This is a genomic window from Neisseria sp. HMSC056A03 (assembly GCF_001815685.1).
In the GTDB taxonomy this organism is placed as follows: domain Bacteria; phylum Pseudomonadota; class Gammaproteobacteria; order Burkholderiales; family Neisseriaceae; genus Neisseria; species Neisseria subflava.
Genome location: NZ_KV821652.1, coordinates 322 through 13,842, shown reverse-complemented (window position 1 = coordinate 13,842; position 13,521 = coordinate 322). Strand labels below are relative to the sequence as shown.

Here is a 13,521-nt window from a genome sequence, read left to right as displayed (position 1 = left end):
TGTAGGCCGTCTGAAAAATCAGCAGGCAAAGTGTTACAATCAACATATTCATCAGACAAAGGAGAAAGCTCATGCATCCGATTCAAGAACCAAGAAATAGCGGCCTTTTGCGCGTATCCGACATTCACGAAATCTACTGGGAAGAATCAGGCAATCCTGATGGCCACCCCGTGATTTTCCTGCATGGCGGCCCCGGAGCAGGCGCATCACCTGCCTGTCGCGGCTTTTTCAATCCAGAACATTTCCGCATCGTCATTATCGATCAGCGCGGTTGCGGACGCTCCAAACCCTATGCCTGTATCGAAGACAACACCACTTGGGACTTGGTTGCCGATATTGAAAAAGTACGCGAAATGCTCGGTATTCAAAAATGGTTAGTTTTCGGCGGCTCATGGGGCAGCACCTTGTCGCTGACTTATGCCGAAACCCATCCCGAACGCGTCAGCGGCTTAGTTTTGCGCGGTATTTTCCTGTGTAGACCGTCTGAAATGGCATGGTTGAACGAAGCAGGCGGCGTCAGCCAAATTTATCCGGCGCAATGGCAAAAATTCATTGCCCCCGTGGCCGAAAACAAACGCCAAGCCCTAATTAAAGCCTATCATGAAATGCTGTTCAGCGAAGATGAAGCCACACGCCTCAAAGCGGCCAAATCATGGGCAGATTGGGAAAGCTACCTTATTCAGTTTGAACCTAAAGACGTGGATGAAGACCCACAAGCCTCCCTTGCCATTGCAAGAATGGAAAACCATTACTTCGTGAACGAAGGCTGGTTACAGGGCGATAAAGCCATCTTGGCAAACATCGGCAAAATCCGCCATATCCCAACCATCATCGTCCAAGGCCGCTATGACCTATGCACCCCGATGCAAAGCGCGTGGGAACTCTCGCAAGCCTTCCCTGAAGCAGAATTGAGAATCGTCCAAGCAGGCCACTCTTCTTTTGATCCTTCGCTTTCCGAAGCTTTAGTGAAAGCAGTGGAGGATATTAGAAGCAAGTTATAAAGATTAATCAATGACAATGCCGTCTGAAAAAGTTTCAGACGGCATTTTTTCTATTTACATATTAAATTTAATATCATATTATCATTGCATGATATCAGTTTGAATTTTTTAGAATTTCAATATGAAACCCCTAATTTACTACGCCCATTCAGCCCAAGACAAACTCGGTAATCTCTTGCCTTACGAACACTGGCAAACCTTACAAAGTCATTTGGTAAATGTTGGTGAAATGGCGGCGGAGTTTGCTCGGGTATTTGGTGCACAGGAAATTGCCTGCCAGACGGGACAGCTTCATGACTTAGGGAAATATTCGGAACCATTTGACCGCCGATTGCACGGCGGTTCCTCAGTCGATCACGCTACTGCCGGAGCTAAAATTGCTGTCGAACGCTGGGGAAATGCTATCGGCAAGCTGATGGCGTTTTGCATTGCGGGGCATCATGCGGGGCTTGCAAATGGCAATGGCGAAGGCGATAACCGCCGCACGTTAAAGCATCGTTTAGCCTTGCAATTCGGCACAGATATTCCCGCCCTCGATAACCTGTGGCAACAAGAAATCAAGCTCCCTCAAAACCTGTCAGCACCGCCACTCAAAGCCGACGCGCATCATCCTTTTTTCTCCTACGCCTTCTTCACCCGAATGCTTTATTCTTGCTTGGTGGATGCCGATTATCTCGACACCGAAGCCTTTTATCTAAAGCTAGAAAATAAAGCCAGCGAGCGCGGCAGCTCCCCCGATTTAAACGCCTTACAACACAATTTCAATCAATTTATCAATAAGTTCAGACGACGTGTTGCCCAAGCGCCAGCGCAAACCGAAGCCGAAAGACGTAATGCCGCTTTAAACCGCCTACGCAGCGAAATCCTTGATTATGCGGTGGAACAAGCGGCACAACCGCAAGGGCTGTTCACGCTCACCGTACCGACCGGCGGCGGAAAAACTTTCACTTCCATGGCATTCGCGCTGGAGCACGCCAAACGGCACGGTATGCGGCGCGTGATTTATGTCATCCCGTTCACCAGCATCATCGAACAAAATGCCGCCGAATTTCGCAAAGCCTTTGGCGAATTAGGCGAACAAGCCGTGTTGGAACACCACAGCACCTTCGACGACGGCAAATTGCAAAATGAGACCACCAAAGACAAATTGCGCCTTTCCTCGGAAAACTGGGACGCGCCGATTGTCGTGACCACCGCCGTGCAATTCTTCGAATCCCTCTTTGCCGACCGCTCCTCGCGCTGCCGCAAACTGCACAACATCGCAGGTTCCGTCATCATTCTCGACGAAGCACAAATGTTGCCGCTCAATCTTTTACTGCCCATCATGCAGGCCATCAAAGAATTGGCGCAAAACTACCGCTGCAGCGTCGTCATGTGCACCGCCACCCAGCCAGCCGTGCAAGCCGAAAACGGCTTCTATCGCGGCTTTGAAAACGTGCGCGAAATAGCCCCAAAACCGACCGCACTTTTCGACAAACTGCGCCGCACCACCGTGCAACACATCGGCACACAAACCGACGCCGATCTGCTCGCCAAACTTGCCGAACATCCGCAAATGCTCGTTATCGTCAACAACCGCCGCCACGCCCGCAGCCTGTACGACCAAGCCAAACACCTTGACGGCACGTTCCACCTGACCACCTTAATGTGTGCGAAACACCGCAGCCAAAAGCTCGATGAGATTCGAGGTCGTCTGAAAAACGGCGAACCCTGCCGCGTCATCGCCACCTCCTTAATTGAAGCAGGCGTGGATGTGGATTTTCCGCTGGTGATACGCGCCGAAGCAGGTTTAGACAGCATTTGCCCAGGCCGCCGGACGTTGCAACCGCGAAGGCAAAAGGCCGTCTGAAAACAGCTTTGTCTGGATATTCACGCCCGAAGATAAATGGAAAGCCCCGCCCGAACTTGCCGCATAAGCCGCCGTTATGCGACTGACCGCCGACAGCTTTTCAGACAACCTCATTCCACAGATTTTCGATTTTTTAACACTTCAAGCCATTTATATGGCTTGTTCGTTAAATTTTGCGCGTTTCAAATTTGGAGAATCGATGTGAATTTCAACTATATAGCCCATGTCCGCAAAGTAGACGGGCAGCCTCAATTTTTACAAACGCATCTAACTGAAACCGCCGAGATCGCCAAATCATTGGCAGCCAAACTGGATTTGGATCAGGCGGGCGAGTTACTCGGACTCATGCACGATTTCGGTAAATATTCCCGAAAATTCCAAAAATATATCCACGATGAAACAGGTTTGTTTAATCCTGATTTGGATGATGAAGAAAGTACGCCGAACGGCAGTAAAGTGGATCATTCCACCGCCGGTGCGCAATGGGTTTACCGCGAATTGAGAAAATTCGGTGCAGCGCAGGGCATTGGCGAATTGTTCGGGCAAATGCTGGGGTTGTGCATTGCATCGCACCACGGCGAAGGTTTGATTGACTGTTTGGACGGCGAAGGCAACGCCGTATGGAAAAAACGGTTTGAAAAAGAGGACGAATTGACGCATTTGGCGGAATGCGAGCAAAATGCCGATAAAGCTGTTCAGCAAAAGGCAGATGAATTGGCAGGAGAAAACCTGATTCGCAGCCTGCTCAAAGCGGTGAAGCCGATTCTTTCCGACTCAAGAATCAATGAAAAAACCAAAGAATTTTATCTTGGCTGCCTGACCCGTTTCCTATTCAGTTGCCTGATTGATGCCGACCGTATCAACAGCTCGGATTTTGAGCGAGAAGCGCAAAAAGAAGTCCGCCGCTTGACGGAGAAACCAGATTGGCAACCGGCGATTGATAAATTGGAAGCCAAATTAGCAGGTTTTGAAAACCGTTATCCCATTGACGAAATCCGCCGTCGAATTTCAGATGACTGCCTAAAAAGAGCGATCGATTCTCAAGGCATTTATACGCTGACCGTACCGACCGGTGGCGGCAAAACATTGGCCAGTCTGCGCTATGCCCTCCATCATGCGCAAAAGCACAATCTCGACCGTATTATCTACATCATTCCCTATACTTCCATCATCGACCAAAATGCCCAAGCCGTGCGCGAAATTCTCGGCGAAGATTGGGTGCTCGAACACCATTCCAATTTAGAACCCGAAAAGCAAAGCTGGCAGGATAAGCTGCTGTCCGAAAACTGGGACAAGCCCATTGTGTTTACCACGATGGTGCAGTTTTTGGATGCCTGGTTCGGCGGCGGTACGCGCGGTGCGCGCCATATCCACCCGATGATAAATAGCGTCTTGATTTTTGACGAAATCCAAACCCTGCCTGTGAAATGCGTACATTTGTTTTGCAACGTATTGAACTGGCTGACGACATTTGGCAAAAGCACGGCGATTTTGTGTACGGCGACGCAGCCTTTGCTCGGTGAATCGGGTTTGCGGAATTTTCCTGAAGATAAAATGGAAAGCATTGCTTCATGCGGCTTGTTAAGGCTACCTGAAAACGCCGAAATTATGGGCAAGCATCAGGATTTGGACAAATTATTTGCTGATTTATCGCGCGTGGAAATCCGATTCAACGAAAAAGCAGGCGGCTGGAATGTAGAAGAAGCAGGCACATTTTTACTGAAACAGTTTCAGACGACTCAAAGTTGCCTATTTATCGTTAATACCAAAAAATGGGCGCAGGAGCTTTATCAATATTGCCAAAGGCAGAACGTGCCGCCCGAGGCCTTGTTTCATTTAAGTACCCACCAATGCGTAGCGCACCGCAAAGTAATCTTTGACACTATTAAAGCTCGTCTGGAAAACAAAAAAACCGTTATCTGCATTAGCACCCAGTTGATTGAAGCCGGTGTGGATATTTCCATGGCTTGCGTGATTCGCGCCTTAGGCGGGTTGGACAGCATCGCCCAAGCGGCGGGACGTTGTAACCGGCACGGTGAGAAGAAAGGTAAAGGACAGGTTTGGGTGTTGAATTTACAGGAACAGGATTTTACCCGGATATTGCCCGATATTCAGGCAGGCAAAAACCATGCCGAACGTGTGTTTCGCGATTTTGCCGGACAGGATATTTTGCAACCAGAAGCGATGAAGCGTTATTTTGAATACTATTTTTACCAGCGCAGCGATGAAATGTCGTATTCCGTCAAAAACAGCGCAACAGGTTCACTGCTGGATTGGCTGAGCGATAATAAAAACAATCCTGGCGGTAATATAAATATAAATAACCGCAGAACTGGAAAAATCCAACTGCTGATGCAATCCTTCAAAAGCGCAGGGCGCGCTTTCCAAGCCATAGACGCGCCGACACACGCCGTGATTGTGCCGTATGGCGAAGGCGAGGAACTCATTGCCAAACTCTGTGGCGAATGGAGTCCCCAAGAAATGCACCGCACTTTGCAAAAAGCCCAGCGTTACAGTGTGAACGTCTTCCCCAACGTTTGGGATAAATTGCAAAAAGAAAACGCCCTGCATGAAACCATTGAAAGCTCGGGCATTTATTATCTGAATGAACGCTATTACAACGATGAATTCGGTTTGTCTTTAGACGAAACAAGCGAAATGACTTTTTACGACTTATAGGAGCAATATGAACAGCAAAATCAGTTTCCGCGTATGGGGGCGGCAAGCCTTGTTTACCGACCCCGTTACCAAAATTGGCGGCGAAAAATTCAGCTACCAAGTGCCGACATACGAAGCCATTAAAGGCATTGTCAAAAGCATTTATTGGAAACCCACGTTGATTTGGCATATCGACCGCATCCGCGTGATGAAACCCATCCGCACCCAAAGCAAATCCACTAAGCCGCTGGATTGGAACGGCGGCAACACTTTGGCGATTTACACCTTTTTGCAGGACGTGGAATACCAAGTGGAAGCCCATTTTGAATGGAACGAGCATTGGGAAGAATTGGCAGGCGACCGCAATTTCGGCAAACATATCGCCATTGCCAGAAGAATGTTGGAACGCGGCGGGCGGCAGGATATTTTTCTTGGTACGCGCGATTGCCAAGGCTATGTCGAGCCTTGTAAATTTGGCGAAGGTGAAGGCTTTTACGATGGATATGGCAATTTGGATTTTGGTTTAATGTTCCACAGCTTCGGCTATCCCGAAGAAACCGGAAAGCCCGAATTGGTCAGCCGCTTTTGGATGGCGAATATGCAAAACGGCGTGATTGAATTTCCACGCATCGACGATACAGAAAGTCGTCTGAAAACCCGATTTATCCGCAAAATGCAGCCTGAAAAACCGTTCAAGCGCAGCGAAAACGTTAAGCCTGTAGAAGACGAAGCCAAGGAGCTGGAATTATGAGCTGGATGCAGAAACTTTATCGGACGTATGAAAGCATTTTGGAACAGGGTGTTACCGATGATGCCGAGCCGCTGACGCCGGTCGGGCATACCATCCAAAACGCGCATATTGTTATCGTGATTGACGGTCAGGGCAATTTTCAGACGGCACGCGTTATGTCGCCGAAAACGGCGATTTTGCTGCCTGTAACAGAGTCATCAGAAAGTAGGTCTGGCACTAAACCGCCGCCACATCCATTGGCAGATAAAATTCAATATGTTGCGAGAGATTATATCGATTACGGTGGTAGTAAATCAGCTTTCTTTGAAGAATACTTCACTCAATTGAAACAATGGTGTGATTCTGAATTTTGCCATCCCAAAGTAGTGGCTGTATTGAATTATGTTGCCAAAGGCAATGTAATTGCTGATTTGGTAAAGGCAGGTGTGTTAATGCTTGATTCGGATGGCAAAGTCTTAAACAAGTGGGAAGCTGAAGGTGACGCACCGCCGATTTTTTCTGTGCTGCCGAAAACTAAAGGCGAAATTGAATTCGGTGCAGCACTGGTTTGCTGGCAAGTAGAAATATCAGGCGATGTTCAAAGTAGAACATGGGAGGATTCGTCTGTAAGACAATCTTGGATTGATTATGTATCTGAGGGAGATTCAGAAAAAGGTTTCTGCTTTATTCAGGGAAAAGAAGCCATCGTCTCTACGCTTCATCCAGCAAAATTACGTCATACTGGTGATAAAGCAAAATTAATTTCATCAAACGACAAATCAGGCTACACCTTTCGCGGGCGTTTTGCCACCGCCGAAGAAGCCGCCAGTGTATCGGCAGACGTATCCGCCAAGGCGCACAGCGCGCTGCGTTGGCTGATTTCCCGCCAAGGCATCCGAAACGGCGACCAAGTTACCGTCGCCTGGGCAATCAGCGGCAAACCCGTTCCGTCGCCGATGAAAGACATTTCCGCCGAACTGGATTGGGCGGATATGGGCAACTGGGACATCAGTGCGGTCGAAAATCCCGATGAAATTGCCGCCCAAAGGCTACCTGGAAATTCGGAAACACCCCCCGATTGGTCAGTAAATATCGGGCGTGCTGCTGCACAAATTATCAAAAAGAAACTGCATGGCTATCAGGCGGAATTGAAAGCCCACGAACAAATCTCCCTGATTATGCTCGATTCTGCAACGCCGGGGCGCATGGCATTAACTTATTACCAAGAATTTTTGCCTGCTGATTATTTTGCCAATTTGGACGCATGGATTGACGATTTTTCTTGGTATCAGCGTTACAGCATTGAAGTCCCAAATGGCAAAAAAACCGACAAGCGCACCCAATGGCGTTTCGTCCCGCCGTCGCCTTACAGCATTGCCGAAGCCGTGTACGGCAAATCCCTGTCCGACACGCTCAAAAAACAACTTTATGCCCGACTTCTGCCTGTTATCGCAGGCGGAACATCCGTGCCAATCCCTGAAGATTTGGTGCGTCAAAGTTTTCAGGTAGCCTGTAATCCTAACGGCGGCGAAAACTGGGAATGGCAAAGAAACATCGGCGTTGCCTGTGCCTTATACAAAGGCTGGTGCGCTCGTCATCACGATTTATCACAACGGAGAACTTATCCTATGAGTTTAGATACTGAAAACCGCTCACGCGATTATTTGTATGGCCGATTAATTGCACAGGCAGAAAGCATGGAGTGGTATGCCTTATATCTACAAAACGGCAAAAAAACGCCTATTCGTGCGACTAATGCAGAACGTTATTTCCAACAGTTTGCACAAAGGCCATACAGCACATGGCGAAATCTTGCAAGTGAGAAATTAGTGCCGTATCAAAATTATCTAACTAGTCAAGGAAAAGATTTCTATAAGCAGGCTATTGGTAAAATTATGGAGCTTTTCCAAAGGGATGATTATGTTTGTGATGACAAATTAAGCGGCGAATTTCTCTTGGGCTACCATTGCCAAAAAATGGAAATTGCCCGTCGCATTGCCGAGCTTTCTGCCAACAAATCCAAAACCCACGAATAACCCATTTAAAGGAAAACTAAAATGAGCTTAACCAAAAAAATCGACTTCGCCTTAATCCTGAAAGTAACCAACGCCAATCCTAACGGCGACCCCTTAAACGGCAACCGCCCGCGTGCTGATTTTCAAGGTTTTGGCGAAATGACCGACGTGTGTCTGAAACGCAAAATCCGTGATCGCCTGCAAGACAGTGGCGAGAGCATTTTTGTTCAATCGGACGAAAAGAAAACTGACGGCATGACCAGCCTGGCCAACCGCGCCAAAGACAAAGATGTCGGTTTAGGCGCAGATGCCTTTAACGCCAAAAAAGCCAACAAAGACGACACCGCCAAAAAAGCCTGCGAAAAATGGCTGGATGTACGTAGCTTCGGACAGGTCTTCGCATTCAGCGGCGACGGCAGCAGCGGCATATCCATCGCCGTGCGCGGCCCAGTTACCATTCAATCCGCATTCAGCATTGAGCCGATTAACATCACCAGCACCCAGATCACCAAAAGCGTCAGTGGCGAAGGCGATGGCACGAAAAAAAGCTCCGACACCATGGGCATGAAACACCGCATCGATCACGGCGTGTATGTTGCCTTCGGCGCGATGTCACCGCAGCTTGCCGAGCGCACTGGCTTTTCAGACGACGATGCCGAAAAAATCAAAGCCGTACTCACCAAACTCTTTGAAGGCGATGCATCATCCGCCCGCCCCGAAGGCAGCATGCAGGTGTTGAAACTTATCTGGTGGGAACACAACAGCAAAGCAGGGCAATATTCTTCGGCCAAAGTGCATGGCAGCCTGAAAGTGAATGCCGATGGCGGCTATGAACTGGAAAAACTTGATGGTTTAACTCCGCAGGAAATCGACGGCTTCTAAAACATTTAAAAAATGACCGCACTTTTAACCGAAAGCCAAGGGGAAAATCAGGACACGCGCCTGATTCCCCTCTCCGCCTTGCAACACTACGCTTTCTGTCCGCGCCAATGCGCGCTGATTCACAACGAGCAGGCGTGGGCGGAGAACTATTTGACCGCGCAGGGCAGAGCGCTTCATGAGCGGGTGGATTCGGGTGAGCCGGAAACGCGCAAGGGCGTGCGTTTTGAGCGGACGGTGCATGTGTCGGCGGAGAAACTGGGCATCAGCGGCGTGTTGGATTTGGTGGAAGTGGAAACGAAAACAGGTCGTCTGAAACCTGTGGAATACAAACGCGGCAAGCCTAAACCCGACCCAATGGACGAAATCCAGCTTTGCGCCCAAGGTTTGTGCTTGGAAGAAATGACGGGGCAAACCATCTCTGAGGGCGCACTGTGGTATATGCAAACCCGCCACCGCGTCCCCGTCGTGTTTTCAGACGACCTACGCGCCCAAACACTCGCCACCATCGCCGCCGTGCGTGAACTTCTAAATAGCGGTCAAACCCCGCCGCCCAACTACGGCAAACGCTGCAAAGCCTGCTCGCTGGTGGAGATTTGCCAGCCGGAGTTGCTGGGGAAACGGGATAGGAGTGTGGGGTATGTGGTAGGGTTGTTTGGGTCAGAATGAATTTGATTTACAATAATATTGGATGAAATATGGGCTACCCAATTTCATATTTAAGTAATTTTAATCTAAAGGTTTATTATGAAAAATATAAAAGAATTAGAACTTGGTTTCGCAGATGCTGCAAATTATAGAAAACGAGAAAATAAAGATTTGTTTAATAAGATCTTTGTGAAGGGTGAATATTTGGATCGATTGTGTGAGCCAGACATTTCATTTCTAATAGGGGAAAAAGGAACAGGTAAAACAGCATATGCTGTTTACTTGACAAATAATAATTATAAAAATATTTCAGCCGCAACTAGATTTGTAAGAGAAACAGACTATTCAAAATTTATACAGCTAAAAAGAGATAAACATTTGAATGTTTCCGATTTTATTAGTATATGGAAAGTTATTCTCTATTTGTTATTATCTAATCAAATAAAAGAAAAAGAGGCTGGGTTTTTATCAAATATGTTGCCATACTCACAATTTAAATCACTAGATGATGCAATTAGAGAATATTATGCGAATGCCTTTTCTCCAGAGATTGTAAATGCGATAACTTTTGTTGAAAATTCAAAAGAAACAGCAGAATTGTTATTTAAATATGCAAAATTAAATGGGGAGGAATCACATCAAATAACGTTTACTGAAAATAAATTTCAGATAAATTTAATGTATATCGAGAAGAAATTTAAAGAAGCACTGTCGAAATTAAAATTAAAAAATGATCATTTACTATTTATCGATGGTATAGATGTTAGACCATCACAAATACCATTTGATGAATATCAGGAATGCGTTAAAGGTCTTGCTAATGCAATATGGTCTTTAAATAATGATGTTTTTTCAAGCATTAAAGGGAGTAAAGGTAGAATTAGAATTGTTCTGCTTATTCGTCCTGATATTTTTGAGTCATTAGGTTTGCAGAATCAAAATACTAAGATTCAAGATAATTCAGTATTCTTGGATTGGAGAACTAATTATGTTTCTCATAGAGAATCAAGAATTTTTAATGTTTTTGATCATTTGCTGAAAATACAGCAAGAGTGTAAAGATATGGAAGATGGAGATTCGTGGGATTATTACTTTCCATGGGATGCTTCAAATTTATATGACAAATATACAACTAAAACTTCATTTGTAAGTTTTTTAAGGAACTCTTATTACAGACCAAGAGATATTTTACAGATGATTAAATTTTTACAGGATAATCATAGTGGTGATTGTCCTTTTGTAAAAGGCTCTGATTTTGAAAATTCGGAATTTCAAAGAAAATACTCAAATTATTTGTTAGGAGAGATAAAAGATCATCTTCTGTTTTATTACAATCAAGATGATTATCAGAAATTCTTAAAATTCTTTGAATATTTAAATGGTCGTAATAAGTTTTCATATCAAGAATATGTAAACTCATTTAATGAGTTGACAGAATATTTATATTCCACTAAGAAAGATATTCCTAGATTTATGGCAACTCCAAATGAATTTTTACAATTTTTATTTGATATGAATGTTATCTGTTATATCGATACCTCGGAAGATGACAATAAACCATATTTCCATTGGTGTTTCAAAGATAGAAATTATGCAAATATTTCACCTAAAGTTAAGTCTGGAGCTGAATATCAAGTATTTTATGGTTTAACTAAGGCTCTAGATTTGGGGACAACTTTTAAAAGGTAATTTATTAAATTGAACAAGAGTAGGTTAGCCGTAGGCGTAACCTAACAAAATGTTGAAATATCCAGTCAAGGTCGTCTGAAAATAATATTTGGGTTGTGTTGGGTTACAGCGTTTCGCTCAACCCAACCTACCAATAATCTTCAGGTAGTCCGACCACCACCCCAAAACTGTACCCAAACCCCAAGGAGTTCCCATGCGTAAACTGCAAAACACGCTCTACATCACCACCCAAGGCAGTTATTTGCACAAAGAGCGGGAGACGCTGGTGGTGGAGCAGGAGCGTAAGAAGGTGGCGCAGTTGCCGGTGCATTCCATCGGGCATATTTTTTGTTTTGGGAATGTGCTGGTGTCGCCGTTTTTGCTGGGGTTTTGCGGTGAAAATAATGTGAATTTGGCGTTTTTTACCGAAAACGGACGTTTCTTGGGGCGGCTTCAGGGGCGGCAGAGCGGCAATGTGCTGTTGCGTCGGGCGCAGTATCGAGTGTCGGAGCAAAATCCTGTGCCGATTGCGCGCAATATCATCGCGGCGAAGATTCAGGCGAGTAAGCGGGTGCTTCAGCGGCAGATTCGCAATTACGGCGAGAATGCGGCGATTCAAAGTGCGGTCGATTCTTTGAACATTTCGCTGCGGCAGTTGAAGGGCGCGGCGGAGCTGGACGTGGTGCGCGGTATTGAGGGCGATGCGGCGGCACGTTATTTTGGCGTATTCGGGCAGCTTTTGAGCGAAAAAAGCGGCTTTACTTTTGACGGGCGCAACCGCCGTCCGCCCAGAGACGGGGTGAATGCGCTGTTGTCGTTTGTGTACAGTCTGTTGGGCAAGGACATCAGCGGTGCGCTGCAAGGCGTGGGGCTGGATCCGCAGGTAGGCTTTCTGCACGCCGACCGGCCGGGGCGCGACAGTTTGGCGCAGGATATTTTGGAAGAATTCCGCGCGTGGTGGGCGGACAGGTTGGTACTTTCCTTGATTAACCGAGGGCAAATCAAACCGCAGGATTTTGTTGCCGAGGCAAGCGGCGCGGTGAGTTTGAAAGCCGATGCACGTAAGCTGTTGTTCCAAGCTTTGCAGGCGAAGAAGCAGGAGAAAATCGTTCATCCGTTTTTGGGCGAAGAAGTGGAAATCGGGCTACTGCCGTATATTCAGGCGATGCTGTTGGCGCGCCATTTGCGTGGAGATTTGGCGGAATATCCGCCGTTTTTGATGAGATAGGTTTGCAGGTCGTCTGAAAATGGGTTGGATGTTTTCAGACGACCTCTAAAGCAGCCTGCACATAGGGATACAAAATGCTGATGCTGATTACTTACGATATTTCGCTGGAAGACGCGGAAGGACAGGCAAGGCTGCGGCGCGTAGCGAAATTGTGTCTTGACTACGGCGTGCGCGTGCAGTATTCGGTGTTCGAATGCGACATCGCGCCCGATCAGTGGGTTGTTTTAAAAGATAAACTTTTGAAAACCTACAACCCCGAAACCGACAGCCTGCGCTTTTACCATCTGGGCAGCAAATGGCGACGGAAAGTGGAACACCACGGCGCAAAACCGGCGGTGGATGTGTTTAAGGATACGTTGATTGTGTGAATCGCTAACCTGCGGTTCTCATGAAAATGCGGCAGGTTTGGCGAATTGGGATTGTTCTTTAACAATCAGGATATTGTGAATGCGGGTGTAACGGAAAAGGCTGTGTTATACTCGCGTTCGCGCTTTTCTCAGAAGCTTAGCGAAATCGGGGCTGCGAAACCTGATGGAGCAAGGCTTTTGAGAGAGGCTCCAGCCGCCTTCGGGCGGCTGTGTGTTGAAACTGTCGTTTGTACTTATAAGCACAAGCCAAAAGATCCAGCCGCCTTCGGGCGGCTGTGTGTTGAAACCAGATAGGCCGTCTGAAGCTGTTTCAGCAGGTTCCAGCCGCCTTCGGGCGGCTGTGTGTTGAAACTGTCGTTTGTACTTATAAGCACAAGCCAAAAGATCCAGCCGCCTTCGGGCGGCTGTGTGTTGAAACCTGTGGCCGTTTCTGTATGGCAAGGTAAGTTGAGCCAGCCGCCTTCGGGCGGCTGTGTG

At 47.0% G+C, this 13,521-nt stretch carries 9 protein-coding genes, 1 pseudogene and 1 CRISPR repeat array; all 10 genes and pseudogenes read left to right on the top strand.

Annotated features, from left to right (window positions below; genetic code table 11):
• Positions 1 to 71 precede the first annotated feature (71 nt).
• Positions 72 to 1,001 (top strand): prolyl aminopeptidase, encoded by a 930-nt coding sequence (gene pip / locus HMPREF3052_RS09320; protein WP_003685493.1) that lies wholly within the window; start codon positions 72 to 74, stop codon positions 999 to 1,001.
• Positions 1,002 to 1,122: 121 nt separating this feature from the next.
• Positions 1,123 to 2,914: pseudogene (gene cas3, locus HMPREF3052_RS11475) on the top strand (CRISPR-associated helicase Cas3'); the annotation flags it as partial.
• Between the two features lie 137 nt (positions 2,915 to 3,051).
• Complete coding sequence (locus HMPREF3052_RS09310) at positions 3,052 to 5,529, top strand: CRISPR-associated helicase/endonuclease Cas3 (protein WP_070749610.1); 2,478 nt, start codon at positions 3,052 to 3,054, stop codon at positions 5,527 to 5,529.
• 7 nt (positions 5,530 to 5,536) lie between these two features.
• Positions 5,537 to 6,259, top strand: a complete 723-nt coding sequence (gene cas5c / locus HMPREF3052_RS09305; RefSeq protein ID WP_070749609.1) for a type I-C CRISPR-associated protein Cas5c — start codon at positions 5,537 to 5,539, stop codon at positions 6,257 to 6,259.
• Complete coding sequence (gene cas8c, locus HMPREF3052_RS09300; RefSeq protein ID WP_070749608.1) at positions 6,256 to 8,274, top strand: type I-C CRISPR-associated protein Cas8c/Csd1; 2,019 nt, start codon at positions 6,256 to 6,258, stop codon at positions 8,272 to 8,274. Before cas5c ends, cas8c begins: the two co-directional genes overlap by 4 nt.
• Positions 8,275 to 8,295: 21 nt before the next feature.
• Positions 8,296 to 9,135, top strand: coding sequence for a type I-C CRISPR-associated protein Cas7/Csd2 (gene cas7c, locus HMPREF3052_RS09295; protein ID WP_070749607.1), 840 nt, complete (start codon positions 8,296 to 8,298; stop codon positions 9,133 to 9,135).
• Positions 9,136 to 9,147: 12 nt separating this feature from the next.
• Entirely contained in the window at positions 9,148 to 9,801 is a 654-nt protein-coding gene (gene cas4, locus HMPREF3052_RS09290; RefSeq protein ID WP_070749606.1) for a CRISPR-associated protein Cas4, read from the top strand.
• 78 nt (positions 9,802 to 9,879) lie between these two features.
• Positions 9,880 to 11,469: a P-loop ATPase, Sll1717 family gene (locus HMPREF3052_RS09285; protein WP_070749605.1), complete on the top strand. Its 1,590-nt coding sequence runs from the start codon at positions 9,880 to 9,882 to the stop codon at positions 11,467 to 11,469.
• Positions 11,470 to 11,662: 193 nt separating this feature from the next.
• Positions 11,663 to 12,676 carry a type I-C CRISPR-associated endonuclease Cas1c gene (cas1c, locus tag HMPREF3052_RS09280; RefSeq protein ID WP_070749604.1) on the top strand — a complete coding sequence of 338 codons (1,014 nt, stop codon included), beginning with the start codon at positions 11,663 to 11,665 and terminating at the stop codon, positions 12,674 to 12,676.
• A gap of 74 nt (positions 12,677 to 12,750) precedes the next feature.
• Entirely contained in the window at positions 12,751 to 13,044 is a 294-nt protein-coding gene (gene cas2, locus HMPREF3052_RS09275; RefSeq protein WP_003685729.1) for a CRISPR-associated endonuclease Cas2, read from the top strand.
• A gap of 186 nt (positions 13,045 to 13,230) precedes the next feature.
• A CRISPR array of direct repeats spans positions 13,231 to 13,521; the repeat unit is 26 nt; unit sequence TCCAGCCGCCTTCGGGCGGCTGTGTG.